The organism is Bartonella sp. LB28NMGDW (assembly GCF_042194435.1).
Lineage (GTDB): Bacteria > Pseudomonadota > Alphaproteobacteria > Rhizobiales > Rhizobiaceae > Bartonella > Bartonella grahamii.
Genome location: NZ_JBHIMX010000001.1, coordinates 151811 through 171245, shown reverse-complemented (window position 1 = coordinate 171245; position 19435 = coordinate 151811). Strand labels below are relative to the sequence as shown.

At 37.7% G+C, this 19435-nt stretch carries 16 protein-coding genes and 2 pseudogenes; 8 read left to right on the top strand and 10 right to left on the bottom strand.

The features are described from left to right. Window positions 1–63: 63 nt before the first annotated feature. Window positions 64–1143: a class I SAM-dependent methyltransferase gene (locus tag ACFIKG_RS00715; protein ID WP_375651563.1), complete on the bottom strand. Its 1080-nt coding sequence runs from the start codon at window positions 1141–1143 to the stop codon at window positions 64–66. Further along, window positions 1118–1996 carry a prolipoprotein diacylglyceryl transferase gene (lgt, locus tag ACFIKG_RS00710; protein WP_375625788.1) on the bottom strand — a complete coding sequence of 293 codons (879 nt, stop codon included), beginning with the start codon at window positions 1994–1996 and terminating at the stop codon, window positions 1118–1120. The genes ACFIKG_RS00715 and lgt overlap by 26 nt, the downstream gene beginning before the upstream one ends. Before the next feature lie 305 nt (window positions 1997–2301). On the opposite strand from lgt, the gene ACFIKG_RS00705 reads away from it, so the two are divergent. Both ACFIKG_RS00705 and ACFIKG_RS00700 read left to right on the top strand, forming a co-directional pair. Then, complete coding sequence (locus ACFIKG_RS00705; RefSeq protein ID WP_375651562.1) at window positions 2302–2547, top strand: accessory factor UbiK family protein; 246 nt, start codon at window positions 2302–2304, stop codon at window positions 2545–2547. Window positions 2548–2954: 407 nt separating this feature from the next. Further along, entirely contained in the window at window positions 2955–3455 is a 501-nt protein-coding gene (locus ACFIKG_RS00700) for a YbjN domain-containing protein (RefSeq protein WP_375648329.1), read from the top strand. A gap of 45 nt (window positions 3456–3500) precedes the next feature. Here ACFIKG_RS00700 and ACFIKG_RS00695 read toward each other — a convergent pair whose 3' ends face one another. Further along, complete coding sequence (locus ACFIKG_RS00695) at window positions 3501–4841, bottom strand: ATP-binding protein (protein ID WP_375625794.1); 1341 nt, start codon at window positions 4839–4841, stop codon at window positions 3501–3503. Window positions 4842–4849: 8 nt separating this feature from the next. Continuing rightward, window positions 4850–5554 (bottom strand): response regulator, encoded by a 705-nt coding sequence (locus ACFIKG_RS00690; RefSeq protein ID WP_375625796.1) that lies wholly within the window; start codon window positions 5552–5554, stop codon window positions 4850–4852. A 142-nt stretch (window positions 5555–5696) separates the two neighbouring features. On the opposite strand from ACFIKG_RS00690, the gene ACFIKG_RS00685 reads away from it, so the two are divergent. Continuing rightward, on the top strand, window positions 5697–6347 hold the full coding sequence (locus ACFIKG_RS00685) for an MBL fold metallo-hydrolase (protein ID WP_375625798.1): 651 nt from the start codon (window positions 5697–5699) through the stop codon (window positions 6345–6347). A 65-nt stretch (window positions 6348–6412) separates the two neighbouring features. Here the strand turns inward: ACFIKG_RS00685 and ACFIKG_RS00680 are convergent, their stop codons facing one another. Next, window positions 6413–7150 carry a BA14K family protein gene (locus ACFIKG_RS00680; RefSeq protein WP_375651561.1) on the bottom strand — a complete coding sequence of 246 codons (738 nt, stop codon included), beginning with the start codon at window positions 7148–7150 and terminating at the stop codon, window positions 6413–6415. A 582-nt stretch (window positions 7151–7732) separates the two neighbouring features. After that, a pseudogene (locus tag ACFIKG_RS00675) lies at window positions 7733–7974 on the bottom strand (excinuclease ABC subunit UvrB); the annotation flags it as partial. Here ACFIKG_RS00675 and ACFIKG_RS00670 point away from each other — a divergent pair. Beyond that, a pseudogene (locus tag ACFIKG_RS00670) lies at window positions 7963–8116 on the top strand (MBL fold metallo-hydrolase); the annotation flags it as partial. The pseudogenes ACFIKG_RS00675 and ACFIKG_RS00670 overlap by 12 nt on opposite strands. A gap of 51 nt (window positions 8117–8167) precedes the next feature. Here the strand turns inward: ACFIKG_RS00670 and ACFIKG_RS00665 are convergent. The 3 genes from ACFIKG_RS00665 to ACFIKG_RS00655 all read right to left on the bottom strand — a co-directional run bounded on the left by ACFIKG_RS00665 (window position 8168) and on the right by ACFIKG_RS00655 (window position 12404). Further along, a complete protein-coding gene (locus tag ACFIKG_RS00665) occupies window positions 8168–8749 on the bottom strand; it encodes a BA14K family protein (protein WP_375625802.1) in 582 nt (193 codons plus the stop codon). 762 nt (window positions 8750–9511) lie between these two features. Beyond that, on the bottom strand, window positions 9512–11830 hold the full coding sequence (gene uvrB / locus ACFIKG_RS00660) for an excinuclease ABC subunit UvrB (protein ID WP_375651560.1): 2319 nt from the start codon (window positions 11828–11830) through the stop codon (window positions 9512–9514). A 259-nt stretch (window positions 11831–12089) separates the two neighbouring features. After that, a complete protein-coding gene (locus tag ACFIKG_RS00655) occupies window positions 12090–12404 on the bottom strand; it encodes an SH3 domain-containing protein (RefSeq protein ID WP_273788409.1) in 315 nt (104 codons plus the stop codon). A 338-nt stretch (window positions 12405–12742) separates the two neighbouring features. Between ACFIKG_RS00655 and greA the strand changes: the two genes are divergently transcribed. Beyond that, complete coding sequence (greA, locus tag ACFIKG_RS00650) at window positions 12743–13216, top strand: transcription elongation factor GreA (RefSeq protein ID WP_007347010.1); 474 nt, start codon at window positions 12743–12745, stop codon at window positions 13214–13216. A gap of 17 nt (window positions 13217–13233) precedes the next feature. Next, window positions 13234–14292, top strand: coding sequence for a glycosyltransferase family 4 protein (locus ACFIKG_RS00645; protein WP_375651559.1), 1059 nt, complete (start codon window positions 13234–13236; stop codon window positions 14290–14292). Between the two features lie 1163 nt (window positions 14293–15455). On the opposite strand, the gene ACFIKG_RS00640 is transcribed toward ACFIKG_RS00645, so the two are convergent. Continuing rightward, complete coding sequence (locus ACFIKG_RS00640; RefSeq protein WP_375625807.1) at window positions 15456–16850, bottom strand: TrkH family potassium uptake protein; 1395 nt, start codon at window positions 16848–16850, stop codon at window positions 15456–15458. Window positions 16851–17162: 312 nt separating this feature from the next. On the opposite strand from ACFIKG_RS00640, the gene trxB reads away from it, so the two are divergent. Beyond that, the gene (gene trxB, locus ACFIKG_RS00635; RefSeq protein ID WP_375625809.1) at window positions 17163–18119 is read left to right on the top strand and encodes a thioredoxin-disulfide reductase; all 957 of its coding nucleotides are present in this window, start codon (window positions 17163–17165) and stop codon (window positions 18117–18119) included. Window positions 18120–18161: 42 nt separating this feature from the next. After that, window positions 18162–19067 (top strand): LysR family transcriptional regulator, encoded by a 906-nt coding sequence (locus ACFIKG_RS00630; protein WP_012754906.1) that lies wholly within the window; start codon window positions 18162–18164, stop codon window positions 19065–19067. Window positions 19068–19435 lie beyond the last annotated feature (368 nt).

The window sequence follows — 19435 nt, the reverse complement described above, 5'->3', positions numbered from 1 at the left end:
ATGTTTATTTTAGTCAATGAATATTTCAGATACTGATGTGCTTATTGACAAAAGCGCCGGTTATCAAAATTGGGGAGGTATGGAGATGTTTTTATCACAAACATGTAAAACTTTAAATAATTTTCCCATTTGATCTTGACCAGCGAGCCGTTCGATGTCCTGGCGGATTTTGTCTTGCAAAGGAGCACTTTTGCCAACTCCAAGCTGTTTTGCGCGCTCCAGTAGCCCCATTTTTAAAAGAAAATCTCCTTGCTCGAAGATTTCAGCAAAACAACCTTGTTCAAGGGCTGTGTTTTTTAAAAAAGAAAAATCAACATGGGATGTTAAATCATGTTCACCAGGGGCATCAAAAATATCACGAAATCTATGTTTTGACAGTGCTTGCAGTGTATCACCAAATGCAAGATCAGCAGCACCATAGTCGATAAGTAAAGCAGAACCTGTCACTTGTACTAAATGGTGGCTGATTTGTTGCATGAATTGATGCCGTAAGGGGGAATATTCAAAAATTGTTCCGTCAGGCATTTTAGAACAATAGGTTTGTAGATAAGAAGAGGGAAGTTTATGTGGGGCAGCAATAAAGATGAAATCTCCATCTTGATTGACTGTGATGCAGCGTTCTCTCCATTCTCCATTGACTTTAATATATTGGTTGATAGGGAGTGTATCGAAGAATTCATTAGCTATGAGGAAGAGAGGTTTTGAAGGAATTTGATTAAAATTTTCAATGCTATGGATTTGTTTTTGATAAGGGCAAAGGCGCTTTTTTTGTTCTTTTGCGAGTTTTTCACTTATTTCAAGGAGAAAAACCTCAGCTGCATTAAATGCTGTCGTAGATAATTTTTGAATGGTACGCAAAACATCATCCATGAGAGTTCCACGTCCTGGACCTATTTCAGCGAGGATAAAAGGGTGAGGACAACCATGAGCGTTCCAGCTTGCGAGAGTCCAAATCCCAATCATCTCTCCAAATAATTGGCTTATTTCGGGTGCTGTAATGAAATCACCAGCACGTCCAAAAGGTGTTTGTGTTTGATAATAACCAAATTGAGGATCGGTAAGTGCCAACGTCATATATTGGCTAACAGTGATTGGTCCATTAAGGGCAATAATTTCTTTAATTTTTTCTTTTAGATTGGTCATTTTCTGTCGATTTATATTTAAAGGCGTGGAGAAGAAGATAAAACCCTAAAAGAAGCATGGGAAGAGATAAAGCCATGCCATAGGTAAAACCAGTAGAATGGAAAAGAGTCGAAAACCATTCTGGATCTTCTTGAGGCGCACGGTAAACTTCAGAAATGCTGCGTGCTACTGCGTAGCCTATAATAAATGTTCCTGCAACAGCTCCAGGGCGCTTTAATGCCTTGAAGGCAAAAATGATAAGGCATAAGATGATGAAGAGAAGAAATCCTTCCATGAAAGCTTCGTAAAGTTGGCTTGGATGGCGCGGTAGATAGTGAGGATCGAGAGGAAAACAAACAGCCCAAGGACGTGTAGTAATATTGCCCCATAACTCTTGGTTAATGAAGTTGCAAATTCTTACAATGCCGATACCAATAGGAGCACCTGCAGCAATGATATCAAACATGGCTCGTATGTTAATATGATTTTTGCGGGCAAACCAGACCATAGCAATGATAATACCAATAAGTCCGCCATGAAAGGACATTCCCCCATCCCATACGGCAATGATAGCACTTGGATGGTTAAAATAGTAAATGGGATCCCATACAAGAACTTGTCCTAAACGCCCTCCGACAACAACACTTATGGCAGACCAGACAACAAAATCTCCGATCTTTTCTTTATCCATAGGAGGGTGGTCTCTATACCATAGAGATGTTTTTTTTAATAATTTTTGCGCATACCACCAAGCAAAAAGAATCCCCACCACGTAACCAAGTCCATACCAATGAAGTGCTATGGGACCTAGCTGGATAATGACAGGATCAAGAAAAGACGGAAAAGCAATGGCTGGACAAGAAAGATTGTTCATGAATTAAGCATCTTACATTATACGAGATGAATATAAAGTGACTCTGATGGTCAGAAATGACAGATGAATGCGCAATGGTCAAGTCAGTAGGGAGGCTAGTCAGAAAGGGGAATAGATTTCCACTGGTTTATCGCGGTAAAAAAATATGGTGATAAAAGAAATATTAAAAAATCTTAAAAAAATCGTCATGAAAAATCTGCACAGTATGTAAAATATAGGGTAAAAGGAACAAATTACAGTATCTAAATGTTATGAGAATACGCTATAATGCGTGCGTCAATAATTAAAATTTAAGGAAAAATGTTATGCGTAATGGATCAAATCGTATTCTTGATGAATTAGCAAAATTAGCAACAGATGCTGCTGACGTCGCGCAAGGCATACGACGTGAAGCTGGAACAGCTTTTCGTGTGCAGGCTGAAAAGATAGCAAACAAACTTGGTCTTGTTTCTCGCGAAGAGTTTGAGACTTTTAAGGAGATGATGCTGAAAATCCATGCTGATAATGCTGATTTGAAAAGGCGCCTTGATGATTTAGAAAAAGATGATTGAAAAAGAACGCAGACACAAAAAAGTACAATAGGTTCTTAAAAAAAGAATCTTCAAAAAATATCCCCAGTTTTTCAATATGATGCGTGAAACTAAAAAATGCTTAATCTTGAGTCTGTTAGAGCGGAGCATTTATTTATTTTTGATTTTTTTTTGGGGTGAAATACATTTTTTTGAATCAGGGGGGCTGGCGCTATGAAATTGTATCAATACACTGAAAAGACTTGATGATTCGTTTTATGACTATCAGGTTGCCCTAAACAGCGCGATTGTGTTCTGGGTGTTTGTGTACTGTCGATGTTTTTATGTGTATTTGTTTGGTGTAAAGGTTCTGATTGTAGCAAAATATTGTTGCAGTTTAGGCGGTTTATATTCTGTTGACAATGTTTTTAAGATGATTGAGGATTGTGATGAGGCTTGCATTTTGCGCCACAGAGAGAAAAGAGCACCCTGTTGACTTTATCGAACAGATTGCCTGTGAATATGATTGGTCGTTTGAGCGGGATGCGCAAGATGAAATTAGCGTTTGTGTGGAAGGAAAGCGCGCAAATTATCGTCTTGCTTTTTCATGGATGGAAGAGCATGAAGCACTTCATTTGGCTTGTTCGTTTGATCTTTTTATTAAAAATGCTCGAACAGCTGAAATACAGCGCTTATTGCTAGCAATTAATGAAAAGTTGTTGTTGGGACATTTTGATTACTGGCAAAGGAATAATTCAGTTATTTATCGGCAAGGTCTTCTTTTGGCTGGTGGGATGCATCCATCTCATATACAGGTTGAAACATTGTTGATACATGCACTTAAAGTCTGTGAAAGCCATTATGTTGCATTTCAGATGGTTGCTTTGTCGGGAGAAAGTGCTTACAAGGCACTGCAGTACACTTTGTTTGAAACTGTAGGGAATGCCTAAAATACACAGTCTGTTATTTTTACAGATGGTTTGCTGAAATATTGCTCATAGGGGGATATCAAGAATAGCGCGTAATCCTCCGAGTGGGCTCTCATCTAATTGTATATTGCCACCATGGCTGCGTGCTATGTCTTGAGCAATAGAAAGACCAAGTCCTGTTCCACTTGCATCTTGATTTCGCGCTTTATCAAGTCGAAAGAATGGCTTAAAAACTTCTGTGCGCATATTTTCATGAATTCCAGGTCCATTATCATCGATTATTAATATAAAAGATTCTTGTTGAGAGTTAGCTGTTAGTGTAACGGTTGTGCCATAACAAAATGCATTTGATACAAGATTGCTGACCAAGCGTATGAAAGCACGGGGACGTACTTGTATTTCTGTAGGACCTTCAATGGTGTAAGAAAATTGACGTTTGTGAAGATGAGCATCGGCGGAGAATTTTTGCATAAGAGCATTTAAATCAAAAGTCTTGACACTTTCACTTCCTTCACCACGAGCAAAAGCAAGATAATCTTCTAACATATTTTGCATGTCACTTACATCTTGCTCAAGCGGTTTAATATCAAAGTCAGTATTTACTAATGCTAGCTGAAGTTTAAAGCGTGTAAGAATGGTTCTTAAATCATGACTTACTCCTGAGAGCATCATGGTGCGTTGTTCGATTTGGCGTTCAATACGTTCTCGCATACGTAAAAAAGCAATGCCAGCACGACGGACTTCATCAGCTCCTTGTGGTTGAAATCCTTTTGGTAAAGGACGACCGCGTCCAAAGCTTTCTGCTGCTTCAGCCAATTGTTGAATGGGTTTGATTTGGTTGCGCAAAAAGTAAATTGCTATCAGCAATAAAACAAGCGCTGTTCCTACCATCCAGCTTAAAAAAATAGCAGTATTGGAAGCGTAGGCTTGGCTGCGTGGAGCAAAGACGCGTAAGATGTTGTGACCAAGGTGGATACGGATTTCAACAAGATTAGAATCGCCTACTGTATCAATCCAGAAGGAGCGGTTAATTTGGCGGGTGATTTCTTCACTCAGAAAATAATCAAGAATTGCGAAAAATGGTTTAGGTCCTGGAGGGGGAAGAGGGGAAGGGGGCAGGATAGAAATATTTAATCCCATGCGTTGTTGTGCAATACGCTTGATATCTTCATAGTTATCTTGTTGCGGATATGTTTCAATGATATCGATAATAGCTGAAATGTCATGCACGACAGCTATTGAAAGACGCTCGGTTACCATTTGCCAATGGCGTTCCATAAAAACGTAAGCAATGACTGTTTGCAGAAGCACCATAGGAGCGATAATAATGATCAAAGAGCGGGCATAAAGCCGTTTAGGCATTTTTTTCGTTAACCATCGAAGAAAAAATCTTAAAGGTTTGATCATTCTTGTGCCTATTCAATAGAGAGTTTATACCCTATTCCTCGCACGGTTTGGAGCCATATAGGCAGTGGTGGGTTTTTTTCGATTTTACGACGAAGGCGGTTGATTTGTACATCAATGGTACGTTCACTTATATTGCTGTCATCGGTCGCGAATTTATGGCGCGGAATTGTATTGCCTGCATTTTCGGCAAAAATGACCATCATTTCTTGTTCTTTATCTGTTAATTTAATAATTTCTCCCCCTTTTTTGAGTTCGCGCCGTGAAATTGAAAATATATAAGGTCCAAAAACGATCTGCTCAATTTTGGGTTGGTGAGGGGGAAAACCACGCCGTAAAATGGCATTGATACGAAGAAGAAGTTCACGAGGGTCAAAAGGCTTAGCAAGATAATCATCTGCACCCGCTTCTAAGCCATGGATACGATTGTCTATTTCTGATAAAGCTGTTAGCATGAAGATAGGAACATCCTTTGTTTGCCGGAGTGAATGAGTAAGATCAATACCGTTTTCACCAGGCATCATGACATCAACAATAAGAAGATCAAAATCTAAACTTGCCAACAGTCGTCTTGCTTCATTAGCATTGGCTGAAACTGAAACACGAAATCCATTTTTAATGAGAAACTGAAATAAAAGATTGCGGATACGAGTGTCGTCATCAATCACAAGAAGGTGAGGTGCGTCATCACACAAAACTTGAACATGATCGGACATTCTTAAAAACCTTGATAAAAATTTAGTTTACACAAAATGCAAGTTTACATAAGTTGTATAAAGCTGTCGAGCAGCACCTTTACCTTAAAGGAGAGAAAGTTTTATTTATAAATTTAAAAAAGTTATTTTTGAAAAGGATATTATGGGTAGTCTTAATATACATATTATTCCAGTTACGACATTCCAACAAAATTGCACTTTGCTTTTTGATAGTGAATGTAAAACGGGGGTTCTCGTTGATCCCGGTGGTGATTGGCCGCGGATTCAAGACGTAATCGAAAAGAATGGCGTTATCGTTGAGGCTATTTGGATAACACATGGTCATTTTGATCATGTGGGAGCAGCAATGCAAGCGAAAGAGGCGCTTAATGTAAAAATTATCGGTTCACATTGCGATGATAAGCCTGTGATGGATGCCGTGAGCGAAAGCGCAAAAAATTACGGCATCACTGATGCATGCATCTGTATTCCTGACCAATGGTTAGAAGATGGTGAGTGCGTTCATTTTGCTGGACATGTGTTTAAGGTTTTTCACACCCCAGGACATTCTCCTGGTCATGTTATTTATTTCAATGAAAAAGAACGCTTAGCTCTCTTGGGTGATGTGCTCTTTCGTGGTTCTATTGGACGCACTGATTTCCCCTTCTGTTCTCATGAAAAATTGATGCACTCTCTTCGAGAAAAAGTTTTACCCTTAGGCGATGATGTTTGTTTTATCTGTGGGCATGGTCCTAAAAGTAGCATAGGCTATGAGCGCCAAAATAATCCTTTTCTTCAAGATTTTAATATATGAACAAACAAAAAAACGCTTTGAAGCGTTTTTTTGTGCCATTTAAGACTTTTTTAGTAGAACAGAAGTTAATTTATTGGGGCATAACAAATGTGTTCCAAACCATTACGGTCTCGAAAAGTCCCTGTTTTAGGGTTGAAGGAACGGTATTTTTTCTTGCAATAGTTAAGCCAATCAGATTCTAATGATTTCTGGAGTGGCTCATATTCCACCGTTTGCTGCACTTGATAAACTCTTTGATTTTGCGGAACTTTTTGATAAATCACCTGATTTTTTGGTACTATTTGATAAACCACTTGTGGCTGTTCTGGTTTTTTTAAAATTGTACCAAGAATACCCACTGCTAAAGCATCTCCTGAGTTGTCTATATGAATATTACTGTGTTTTGTCTTTTTGCGCTCAATGTGATGATATGTTTTGTTTTCAACATGATGATAATGATGATAATGATGATGATGTTGTTGTTGTTCTGTCCTATTATGTTTGGCTTCAAATCTTCTAGAGTTTTCTTCAGAACGCTTGCGGAAATCATCAACAAACTTTTGGAAATCATCAGAATGACAGACATTTTTGCTATCAGAACAACGGGAGCTAGAAAAACTGGAACGCCACATATCAATTTCCTTATCCATTTCCCTTGTCGCATCATCTCTTTCTTTACGCATCTTCCTCATCATATCATCTATTTCTCTCGTGATAGAGTGAGTAACATCCCATGCCATATCCGCAAGCGTTGTATTTAGCGGCATGAAAACGGTTGCAGTTGACATTGCTGATAATACCGCTAGCTTGATCACCTTTTTCATAATGATGCTCCTTGTGTAAATTCGTATTTTTCACATCTTACACATTTCAAACTGAATAGAGCCTGAACAATTTTGGACTTTATTGTGACAAAACAAAAGAAAATTCATTTAGTTAAACCCATTGCAGGTACAGTAAAATAAAATCATGAAAGAATTTTGATTTCAATTAATGTACTCTACTTGAGGCTAATTAATAAGTTTTTATTGACCCCACCCGATTTTTTACTATGGAATATAAACTCTTTATTTAGGGATAATTTTTGTATCATTTGATACAATATAAATTTAATAATAGGTGTATAAATAAAAGTTATCATTTTTTATCATATGCTTATGGTGCTATGATAAAGTCTTATTTTAATTTATTTGTATTATAGAACAGCGTCCTATTTTAATATTATCTTGTGAGGATAAATAATATTTTAGTTCGATATCAGAGTATAAATGTATAAATATAATATATTTTAGGAATTTATATATATAAGATATTTTCTTTAAATTTGTCTGCTTTTTTAGAGTTTAGAAGTTTTTTACTTTTTTAGGGATTTTTTTATAACGCGGTTTAACAAGAAAAATTGCTTAATCGGCCATACGCTTTGTGAGAACTGTCACCAATGTGCTGTAGCCTTTTTGAATTGTTTTACGAATTTCATTCACAACATCATCGACTTGATTGCTGGCTGGACGAACCTCTGTTGGTGGATCAATGAGCCCTGTTGGACAAATAATTTGTTCTGCAAAAGTGCCATGAGATTGTTCTATTTCTCAGCGTCCTGGTGTTGCAGAGACGGCAATAGTTTGTGGGGGCGCATGGCATCCCATTCTGCTTCCATGAAAAATTGATGCAATCCCTTCGAGAAAAAGTTTTTCCCTTAGGCGATGATGTTTGTTTTATCTGTGGGCATGGTCCCAAAAGTAGCATAGGCTATGAGCGCCAAAAATAATCCTTTTCTTCAAGAGATTTAAGGGGGAGGGCATCAAAAACCCGCTTTAGAGCGGGCTTTTCTCAATGTTAATTCAATTTACTGGAGCATAGCAGACATGATTTAAGCCATCACGGCCTCGAAAAGTACCTGTTTTAGGGTTGAAGGAACGGTATTTTTTCTTGCAATATTGAAGCCAATCAGATTCTGATGATTGTTGTACTGGCTCATATTCCACCGTTTGCTGCACTTGATAAATCACCTGATTTTGTGGTACGTCTTGATAGACAATTTGTGGCTGTTCTGGTTTTTTAAAAACTTTACTAAGAACTGCACCTGCTGCAAGAGCAAGAATGCCCAATGCTAAAGCATCTCCTTGAATATTACTGTGTTTTGTCTTTTTACGTTCGACATAATGATATGTTTTGCTTTCAACATGATGATGTTGTTGTTCTCTCCATGTCTGGCTGAAATAATGACGCTTGTGGGGATCATCAAAAGAGTGATGTTTACTATGAAAAGAATGGGAGCTAAAATTGCGAGACGGTAAACCAGACTCCCTCTTCATTTCACTCATTTGATACCATGCCATATCCGCAAGCGTTGTATTTAGCGGCATGAAAACGGTTGCAGTTGACATTGCTGATAATACCGCTAACCTGATCATCTTTTTCATAATGATGCTCCTTGTGTAAATTCGTATTTTTCACATCCTACATGTTTCAAACTGAATAGAGCCTGAATAATTTTGGACTTTATTGTGGCAAAACAAATGAAAATTCATTTAGTTAAACCCATCTCAGATACAGTAAAATAAAATAATGACAGAATTTTGATTTCAATTAATGTACTATGCTTGAGGTTAATTAATAAGTTTGTAGTAAGAGTACCCGATTTTTTACTATGGAATATAAACTCTTTATTTAGGGATATTTTTTGCATCACTTGATACAATATAAATTGAATAATAGGAGTATGAATAAAAGTTATCATTTTTTATCATGAGTTTATGGTTCTACGATAAAGTCTTGTTTTACTTTATTTGTGTTATAGTACAGTGTAATATTTGAATATTCTCTTGTGAGTCTAAATAATATTTGAGTTCGATATCAGAGTATAACTGTATAAAGATAATATATTGTAAGTAATTTTTTGATATATATAAAACATTCTCTTTAAATTTGTCTGCTTTTTTAGAGTTTAGAAGTTTTTTACATTTTTAGGGATTTTTTATAACGCGGTTTAACAAGAAAAATTACTTAAAAAGTTAATAAAGTTTAGGCATTTTTTGTAAAAAGTTCTCTCTCATGGTGTTTTAGATAAATTGGAGCTCCCTTGATGTTTGAGGTTGTCTGTTTTGCGGATAATGCTGTTTGCTTTTGAGCTTTAGTTGTTTTTTTAGAAGAGCTGAAGATTATTTTAGGCGGTTTGAAATTTCTTACTCCTTTGTTGGTTGCGTTTTTTTTCGTTTTATTGTTGCTTGATTAGGGGGGGGGTTACCAGATTTTCCTTTTCGATTTTCCAAAATACCAGTATCCATGGTTGGTCCCATGTGTGCAAGGTCTGGTTTGGAGAAAAGACTTGGTTGTAATACGGGCTCAAGGGTAGATTGTTCGCTATGATGAGTTAAGGGGTTCTCAGCGATTTCTAGTTCTATCTTTTGTAATTGTTTGATTTCATCGCGAAGGCGTGCTGCTTCTTCAAAGTTAAGATCAGCAGCTGCTTCATGCATTAATTTTTCAAGGTGTTTAATATGAGATGCTAAATTGTTGCCAACCATATTTTTTTTCTCGATGACATCAGGGGTAATTGTGCGAATATGGTCGTTTTCATAGCCTGAATTGAGAATATCTCCGATATTTTTTTTGATACTTTTGGGTGTGATATGGTGTTCTTCATTATAGGCTATTTGTTTTTGTCGACGTCTTTGTGTCTCCTGTAAGGCTCGTTCTATGGAGCCTGTGATTGTATCTGCATAGAGGATAACGTGGCCATCTACGTTACGTGCAGCACGTCCGATTGTTTGTATGAGGGAAGTTTCAGAGCGCAAAAAGCCCTCCTTATCAGCATCTAGAATGGCAACAAAACCACATTCTGGAATATCTAAGCCTTCTCGGAGCAAGTTGATACCGATGAGGACATCAAAGGTGCCAAGCCGCAGATCGCGTAGAATTTCAATGCGTTCTAATGTATCAATGTCAGAATGCATATAGCGTACACGAATATCTTGTTCGTGGAGATATTCAGTTAAGTCCTCGGCCATACGCTTTGTGAGAACTGTCACCAATGTACGGTAGCCTTTTTGAATTGTTTTACGAATTTCATTTACAACATCATCGACTTGATTGCTGGCTGGACGAACCTCTGTTGGCGGATCAATGAGCCCTGTTGGACGAATAATTTGTTCTGCAAAAGTGCCATGAGATTGTTCTATTTCCCAGCGTCCTGGTGTTGCAGAGACGGCAATAGTTTGTGGGCGCATGGCATCCCATTCTTCAAAGCGTAAAGGGCGATTGTCCATACAGGAAGGTAGGCGAAACCCATATTCTGCTAGGGTTGCTTTTCTTCGAAAATCACCTCGGTACATGCCTCCAATTTGGGGAATGGTTACGTGACTTTCATCGATAAAAACAAGAGCATTGTTTGGAATGTATTCAAACAAGGTTGGTGGTGGTTCTCCGGGTTTTCGTCCTGTTAAATAGCGTGAATAATTTTCGATTCCAGAGCATGAGCCGGTGGTTTCCAACATTTCCAAATCAAAAATTGTACGTTGTTCTAAACGTTGTGCTTCTAAAAGACGTCCAGCTGCGTTCAACTCATCAAGGCGTTGAGCGAGTTCCATTTTGATCGATTTCATCGCTTGATTGAGTGTTGGGCGTGGTGTTACGTAGTGTGAGTTGGCATAAATTTTAATCGATTGAAGATCGCCTGTTTTTTGTCCCGTTAGAGGATCAAATTCCGTAATTGTTTCCACTTCATCGCCAAAGAGCGAAATACGCCAAGCACGATCTTCGAGGTGGGCAGGGAAAATTTCGATTGTATCCCCTCGAACACGAAAGGAACCACGAATGAAATTGATATCTTGTCGATAATACTGTTGAGAGACTAAATCAGCCAAGAGTTTTCGTTGATTGAGTTTATCACCTTTTTCTATTTTGAAGGTCATAGCAGTATAAGTTTCTACTGAACCAATCCCGTAAATACACGATACAGACGCGACAATAATGACGTCATCACGTTCAAGGACAGCACGTGTTGCAGCATGGCGCATACGGTCGATTTGTTCATTAATTGAGGATTCTTTTTCAATATAGGTATCAGAGCGTGCAACGTAGGCTTCTGGCTGATAATAGTCATAATAGGAAACAAAATATTCGACGGCATTGTGGGGAAAAAAACTTTTAAACTCTCCGTAAAGCTGCGCTGCTAGAGTTTTATTTGGTGCTAAGATTAAAGCTGGACGCTGTATTTCTTCAATGATTTTGGCCATTGTATAGGTTTTTCCTGAGCCGGTAACACCCAAAAGCACTTGTGTACGTTCATCTTTTTGAATTCCCTCAACCAGAGTTTTAATTGCTTGAGGTTGATCTCCTGCAGGTTCAAAGGGTGTTTCGAGTTGAAATGGAATGCCACCTTCAGATTTTTCAGGACGAATAGGGCGGTGAGGTGTCCATAATACGCCATTCTTAAAAAGAGGATTGCCTGAGGCAATCAGAGCAGAAAGAGCCTCAACTGTTGCTGTAACACCATTTTTCATTGTTGTATCCTTTAATAGAAAAGTGCTGGTGATTTTAAAAAAAATACTAATTTTTACAATTTCATTACGATAACAGCAAAACGTTATTGAACAGATTTATTTTGGTTTATTGGAGCTTTCATTAGGATATTGATCAAGTTTTTTCTATGAGACGAATTCTTCGAAGTGGTTCTTTGGAGGGGGCATATTGTGGTTGTTCGTGGACACTATTGCATTTTTGCCATGATAATATTTAAGATGGCATAAATTATTATGGCTGTTATGGAGAATAATCGGTACGTTTGGGCACTAAAGACATCGTGTATGTGTGATAAAGATCATTTCCATCTTTAAATGAAAGATAACGAGATGACACCCAACCTATTTGAGTGTTATATCGGATATGGCACCAATTGCCTTCACAGTTTTTAACAAAAACCAATTCTCCAGCAGAGATTAAGCCGCAAAGTGCATACTGAGTGCTGGGACCTGTTCTAAAATTAAGATTTCTCGTAACAAAAGCATCCGCAGCTTCAGATACTGTTGTGGCGAAAAAGAAAGAGCCAAACATAAAAAAAATGACGATTTTTTTCATTCTTCTGTAAAGAATTTCTTTAGAGATTTTCTATCCTTCTCTCTTTGTATCCCATATGATTTCTTTTGCTAGATTATGATAAAACAGAAAAAAATACAATTCTTTCTTCTTTAGGAGATTTTAAAGAGAAGAGTGAAGTTTAACGTTTTAAACACCAAAATGAGATGTTTTAATCACTATTTGTGCATGTTTTGTTTCCTTTATTTATTTTTGTATGGAAAATAGCGATACTGTACTATATAATAAAAAAGATCGTAGTTTTCGGATTCCAAAAGTAATTTTGGAAGCCGTTTTTTGTATTTTTATTAAACCTTCCGTGTAATAGAAAGGGACGGATTATGGAAAAAGTTCCGATGACTACAGCTGGTTTTGAGAGTCTTAAAGAAGAGTTGCGTTGGCGTCAACAACAGGAGCGTCCGCGAATTATTGAAGCAATTTCTGAGGCGCGTGCACATGGTGATTTATCAGAAAATGCTGAGTATCATGCAGCTAAAGAAGCACAAAGCCATAATGAGGGGCGTATAAATGAGCTTGAAGATTATATTGCGCGAGCAGAAGTTATAGATGTTTCGCGTCTTTCAGGCGACAAAATAAAATTTGGAGCAACCATTAAACTCTTGGATGAGGATACAGAAGAAAAAAAAGTGTATCAGATCGTAGGAGATCAAGAAGCTGATGTAAAGGTTGGTAAAATCTCTATTTCTTCGCCTATTGCACGTGCACTCATTGGAAAGCAAGAAGGTGATGTGATTGAGGTGAATGCACCAGGTGGTGCGCATAATTACGAGATCATTAAGGTTCAGTATATCTAAATAACATATGGATTATTATGCGTGTATCTTTGGACGAAACTGAAATTATTGCGCCTCACTTTAAAAGGCGTTTATCGGGAGTAACATCTACGATTATTCAGCTTATTCCACTGCAACGCGAACAGGGTGTGCGTATATCCACTTTAGGGTTTGGTTTACCACAAACTTTGCCGACTCTTGCCTTTAAGGACCTTTTCGGACTTTGGAAAAGTCCGAAAGGGAAGCCATTTCGTATTTGGCATGCACGACGCAATATTGAGATGCTGTGCGGGGTGTTTTTACGCGATGTTTTGCGAATGAAGCTTAAACTCATCTTTACTTCGGCATCTCGACGCGAACACAAGCCTTTTACCAAATGGTTGCTTCGTCGTATGGATAAAGTTATCGCTACTAGTGTATGTACGGGAACCTATCTAGAAGTGCCTCATAAGGTTATTATGCATGGAGTGGATATTAGGCGTTTTTCACCCCCCAAAATTCCTGATGATTACTTTCCAGCAACTGGGGTGCCAGGAAAATATGCGGTAGGATGTTTTGGGCGCGTGCGCTATTTAAAGGGTACTGATTTGTTTGTGGACGCGATGATAGCATTATTGCCTGACTATCCCGAATGGACAGCACTTATCGCTGGTCGGACTACAGAACAGCATTATGGTTTTGAAAAGAAATTACGACAGAAGATTGCTGAAGCTGGTTTAAACGACCGCATTATTTTTCTTGGTGAAAGGCTTGATATACCTGTGTGGTATCGCCGTTTATCACTTTATGTGACTCCTTCTCGTTTGGAAGGTTTTGGTCTGACACCATTGGAGGCAATGGCATCACAGACGGCTGTAGTGGCGAGTGATGTAGGAATTTTTAAAGAATTGGTGGTCAAGGGAACAGGAACAGTTGTAAAAGCAGGAGATGGAGCGGCTTTAAAAGCAGCAATTGAACCTTATTTTGCTGATGTAGAAAAAACATTGGCAGCCGGAAAGAAAGCTTTAACCCATGTTCGTACGCACTTTCCTTTGGAAAAAGAGGCAACCGAGATTGAGCATGTTTACAAAGAACTGTTTGCGGAAAAAACACTTTGATTATTATATCAAAAATCTTTTTGAGGAGTGATAAAAAGTTTTTTCCTTAAAGATTTTTCATAGTCATCAAGAAAACAGCTCAATGATATAAATGTTATTTTACAAAATTTATATTTTCTTTAGTAGAACGCTATAAGAAGTTCTCAAAATTTTGGATAAAATATTAAAAATGTATACGCTTGAGAGCAACATGTGCTTTATGATAAAGCATATTAGGAGAGAGGAAAGCTATTTTTATTCAGTGATATTTTAGAATAAGAAAATAATGCTTTAACTCAAGTCTAGATATACGGTGTCGTACTGATATTGTTCGTTTTGGAAGACTTAAATAGATGGAAAAAACGTTTTCTTGTCTTAAAAAAGATATTTATGGTGTCTCCATGGGTAAAATAGTCGTACATATTTTCAATAAATTCATAATAAGATGGATCTAAGATCAATATATACAATATATATATATGATTTCTATAGATAATTTACCTTTTTAATTTGAATAAGAGCTATCCTCTTGCACATCACAATTGGAAGAAAGCATGTGGTGGATAAAAACTATTGAAGACAGGGTGTAAAGAGATTTCTTATAAATTGTCTGAACTGCAGGTTGTTACGGCATTAACAGAAAGAAAATAATATGGTGGTACTAATTTATATCTTATTTTGTGGTACCGACTTGCACCTTATTATTATTTAAGTAAAAATGATGGTGCCCATTTTATATCTTTCATGAGAACTGTCGTGAAATGGGGTTGATGAGTATTGTGAGATTTTTTTTACAAACAAGCTTGTGAATCCATAATATAATAGCATTTTTTCTATAAGGATGTAACTCTATTAAAGAGAAAAAGCACTTTTATCAGCAAATATTCATATTTTTTGCATGAGAGATTATTCGTAAAAAAAGGATGTTCTATGTGCCCACTTTATTTGATAAAGAAGATCAATAAAGTGAAGTTTTATATGTTCTCGATTTGAAGGCTCTTGGTATTTGATTGTTCTTGTCGAATTATTTTTATATCAACATTTATATCGTTGATATGATGACTTGTATGAAATTTTAGGAAATCTTCAGTGGATTGAGTAAGGGGTGAATATTATGACTCATACTGTTCACGCCTTTTTATATTGTAAATTTTTTATCATAGTAGAATAAAATGCTCTATGCATTAGAATTGTTCACGCCAGAAAGCGGGAATAAAAAGGACGAATATTGTTATGATTTCAAGGCGTCCAGCTAACATTAGAAAACTTAAAATCCATAAAGCATTATCGTTGATTGTAGAGAAATTACCAGTGGGGCCAATAATATCTCCAAAGCCTGGACCAACATTTGAAAGTGCGGTTAAGACTCCCGTAAAGGCAGAGGTAAAGTCAAGACCGGTTGTAAGCAAAAGTGCAGTGCCGATAACGAGGCAAAACATATAAAGACAAACAAAAAACAAAACGGCTTGAGCAACATCGTTTGATATATTTGAGTGATCGTAGCGGGCCTTTACAACGACATTAGGAGAAAGAAGTTTTTCTATATTTGTTTGTGTAATACGCCAAAGAATAATGAGGCGATTGATTTTCATGCCACCAGAAGTAGAACCAGCACATCCGCCTGTAAAAGAAACAATGAAGAAAATTCCAAGCGCAAACGGTCCCCAAAGTTGATAATCTTCAGCGCTGTAACCTGTGGTGCTAATAATGGATGAAAGGTGAAAAATGACATCAAGGAAAATCAAGTGGAACGCGCGATGATCATAAAACCGTAGCCATGCCGCTAAAGCAAAGCTGAAAAGGAGAACGATATGGAGAAAAACAATCACTTGTGGGTCAAGGAAGCGTTTGGAGTGTCCAGGAAGGACTAATTTAACATAAAGTACGAAGGGCAAAGCAGAAAGCAACATGAAGATTGTTGAAATAATTAAGATGGCTGGTGTATCAGAAAAATAACCAAAAGAAGCATCATGCGTTGAAAAACCAGCTGTTGCGACTGTACTCATTGCATGGTTAATGGCATCAAATAAATTCATGCCTGCAGCAAAATAAGAAAGCATACAAGCCAATGTTAACCCAACATAAGCGATGATAATTCCGTTAGCAATTTGGTTGATGCGAGGCAATATTTTTTCAGATTTATCAGATGATTCCATATGAAAAAGTCGTACGCCACCCACACGCAGTGAAGGCAAAAGTAAGAGGGCTAAACCGATAAAACCAATACCCCCAATCCAGCATATAAGAGAACGCCATAACAAAATACTTCGCGATAAATTATCAAGATCAGAAAGGACTGTGGAGCCTGTTGTTGTAATTCCAGAAACAGATTCAAAAATCGCTCCTGCTAGAGAAATGGGAAGAGGAGAAAGATAAAGAGGTAAGGCACCTACGATACTTCCTGTTAGCCAAAGGCAAACAGTGAGCATAAAGCCAAGCCGTGCTGAAAAACGACAAGTAGCTCCCTTAGTTGCTAAAAGAATCAGCGTTGCTAACATGGTGGTTATGGCACAAGAATAGAGAAAGGTTATCCAATTACGATTGTTGTCGTGCAGATCCACAAAAATTGGCAAAAGCATTGCTCCTGCCATGATTAACGCAAACCGTGCACAAACATTGATAATAAACTGAAAAATGACCGTTCCCTATCTTTGTATCTCTTTTTATTATGGTTTTGTGCTCATAAGAATTTACGTTTTTCTCTTCATAGGATAAAGATTAATTCTTAACATTAGCATGCCTTGATGAAATTTGTAATCAGACCTTTTCATAAAACTTGAAAATGAAGTATGTATAACATAATTGGAGTTCTTGAAAAATATTTTTTTAAAAGGCTGCATTCCGTTATCATTTATAGAATAATTAAGTTATAATAAAGTGAAGGGGATTTAATGGTACAATCACATATTCGTCTGCTGATTATTGGCTCAGGTCCGGCTGGTTATACAGCGGCGATCTATGCAGCAAGAGCAATGCTTAAGCCGGTTTTGGTGACGGGCTTGCAGCAGGGTGGACAATTGACAATTACAACTGATGTTGAGAATTATCCAGGTTTTGCAGATCCCATTCAAGGACCGTGGTTGATGGAACAAATGGCGAAACAAGCTGAGAATATGGGGACAAAAATTTTCTATGATACAATTATAAAGGCTGATTTGTTGAAGTATCCTTTTGTTTTATATGGGGATTCAGGAACACAATATTCTTGTGATTCCCTGATTATTGCAACAGGAGCTCAAGCGCGCTGGCTTGGTTTAGAAAGTGAACAGACCTTTATGGGCGGTGGTGTGTCCGCTTGTGCTACATGTGATGGCTTTTTTTACCGTGATAAGGACGTTATTGTCGTGGGAGGAGGAAATACCGCTGTTGAAGAAGCACTTTATTTATCGCATTTGGCTAAAAGTGTAAGCGTGGTTCACAGGCGGGGGCAGTTTCGGGCAGAAAAAATTTTACAAGATAGGTTGCTTGCTTGCAAGAACGTACGTATCATTTGGGATCATGTGGTGGAAGAAATTGTGGGGCTGCCTGCACAGGGGGCAGTGGGCGCTGTTGTAACAGGGGCACGTCTAAAAAATGTTAAGACAGGTCACGAGATGACAGTGAATGCAGAGGGAATATTTATTGCTATTGGGCATGATCCTGCTGTTTCTCTGTTTGAAGGACAGCTGAAACAAAAACGAGGCGGCTATTTATGGACAGCACCGGACTCAACAGCAACAAGCATTGCTGGTGTTTTTGCTGCTGGGGATGTAACAGATGAAATATTCCGCCAAGCTGTAACAGCTGCAGGAAGAGGATGTATGGCAGCGTTGGAAGCAGAACGGTTTTTGGATATACCTAAGCGTTAGTAATTCATTGAGAACATAAAGAATCTAGAGGTAGAATTAATTGTGGCGCCACCGTTGGATTGGGATAAGTTAAGGGTTTTTCACGCTGCAGCAGAAGCGGGATCTTTTACGCATGCTGCTCAAAAACTTCATTTATCTCAATCAGCAGTTTCACGACAGGTTTCGGCTTTAGAACAAGAGGTTGGGGTATCCTTATTTCAACGTCATGCGCGTGGTTTGATTCTTACAGAACAGGGAGAAACTCTTTATCGTACAGCTCATGATGTTTTGATGAAGCTTGAAAGTGTACGTTTGCAATTAAGTGAAAGCTATGCAAAACCAACGGGGCACTTGCGTGTGACCTCGACCTTTGGAATGGGGGCAGGGTGGATTGCAGAGCGTATGCCAGAATTTCTTAGTCTTTATCCTGATATGCAGGTTCAGCTTTTGCTTTCCGATGAAGAGCTTGATTTGACAATGTGTCATGCGGATTGTGCTGTTCGCTTACATCAACCCCAACAACCTGATCTTATACAAAGAAAACTCTTTACAATTCATATGCATGTTTATGCTTCGGAAAAGTATATTGCAAATTATGGAAAGCCGGAAAAATTGTCTGATCTCGATGAGCATCGTATTATTTCGTTCGGTGAACCTGTCCCACCTTATTTGTCTGGTTTAAATTGGTTGGAAAAGGCTGGTAGAAGTGATGGATCATTGCGCGTTTCAGTTCTACAAATCAACAATATTATCTCAATAAAGAATGCGCTTATGCGTGATCTTGGGATTGCTGTGCTGCCTGATTATATCGTCAATAATGATGAGCATTTGGTGCGTCTTTTTCCTGATATGGTTGATATTCCTTCGTTTGATACTTTTTTTTGTTATCCTTATAATTTAAAGAATTTGGCAAGATTAAATGCTTTTCGAGATTATATTTTTTTAAAAGCCCGTCAGTGGTCTTTTTAATGTTAATGCCTTAATTTATAAGGAATAATTAACTGTTCTATAACTTGAGACTCCCTAATATTCTTTCGTTTCAAATTTGCCTATATTGAATCAATTAAAACTATTCGTTGCATATTAAAAGTGGGGGGAGTCCGTGTGGAGAAATACTTTTGGAAAAAGGGATAAATGTTTTTTATGAATACTAGCGAATGTGAGAGTTATTATATATTGAAAACTGGACAATCGTGTGATGGTGTAGCTTACATTTTTATATTTAATTAAAAAGAATGGTACATGATGGAGACAAATTTAAAGCTATGTGTTTATTGCATAGCAGATACGCTTAAGTCTTTATTGTACTTTTTCTTATAAGATGACATAGAATACTA

Bases quoted from the DNA above. Each gene is read 5' to 3' on its own strand.
- ACFIKG_RS00715 (WP_375651563.1), bottom strand. From the start codon at position 1,143: ATGACCAATCTAAAAGAAAAAATTAAAGAAATTATTGCCCTTAATGGA.
- lgt (WP_375625788.1), bottom strand. From the start codon at position 1,996: ATGAACAATCTTTCTTGTCCAGCCATTGCTTTTCCGTCTTTTCTTGAT.
- ACFIKG_RS00705 (WP_375651562.1), top strand. From the start codon at position 2,302: ATGCGTAATGGATCAAATCGTATTCTTGATGAATTAGCAAAATTAGCA.
- ACFIKG_RS00700 (WP_375648329.1), top strand. From the start codon at position 2,955: ATGAGGCTTGCATTTTGCGCCACAGAGAGAAAAGAGCACCCTGTTGAC.
- ACFIKG_RS00695 (WP_375625794.1), bottom strand. From the start codon at position 4,841: ATGATCAAACCTTTAAGATTTTTTCTTCGATGGTTAACGAAAAAAATG.
- ACFIKG_RS00690 (WP_375625796.1), bottom strand. From the start codon at position 5,554: ATGTCCGATCATGTTCAAGTTTTGTGTGATGACGCACCTCACCTTCTT.
- ACFIKG_RS00685 (WP_375625798.1), top strand. From the start codon at position 5,697: ATGGGTAGTCTTAATATACATATTATTCCAGTTACGACATTCCAACAA.
- ACFIKG_RS00680 (WP_375651561.1), bottom strand. From the start codon at position 7,150: ATGAAAAAGGTGATCAAGCTAGCGGTATTATCAGCAATGTCAACTGCA.
- ACFIKG_RS00665 (WP_375625802.1), bottom strand. From the start codon at position 8,749: ATGAAAAAGATGATCAGGTTAGCGGTATTATCAGCAATGTCAACTGCA.
- uvrB (WP_375651560.1), bottom strand. From the start codon at position 11,830: ATGAAAAATGGTGTTACAGCAACAGTTGAGGCTCTTTCTGCTCTGATT.
- ACFIKG_RS00655 (WP_273788409.1), bottom strand. From the start codon at position 12,404: ATGAAAAAAATCGTCATTTTTTTTATGTTTGGCTCTTTCTTTTTCGCC.
- greA (WP_007347010.1), top strand. From the start codon at position 12,743: ATGGAAAAAGTTCCGATGACTACAGCTGGTTTTGAGAGTCTTAAAGAA.
- ACFIKG_RS00645 (WP_375651559.1), top strand. From the start codon at position 13,234: ATGCGTGTATCTTTGGACGAAACTGAAATTATTGCGCCTCACTTTAAA.
- ACFIKG_RS00640 (WP_375625807.1), bottom strand. From the start codon at position 16,850: ATGCTTTTGCCAATTTTTGTGGATCTGCACGACAACAATCGTAATTGG.
- trxB (WP_375625809.1), top strand. From the start codon at position 17,163: ATGGTACAATCACATATTCGTCTGCTGATTATTGGCTCAGGTCCGGCT.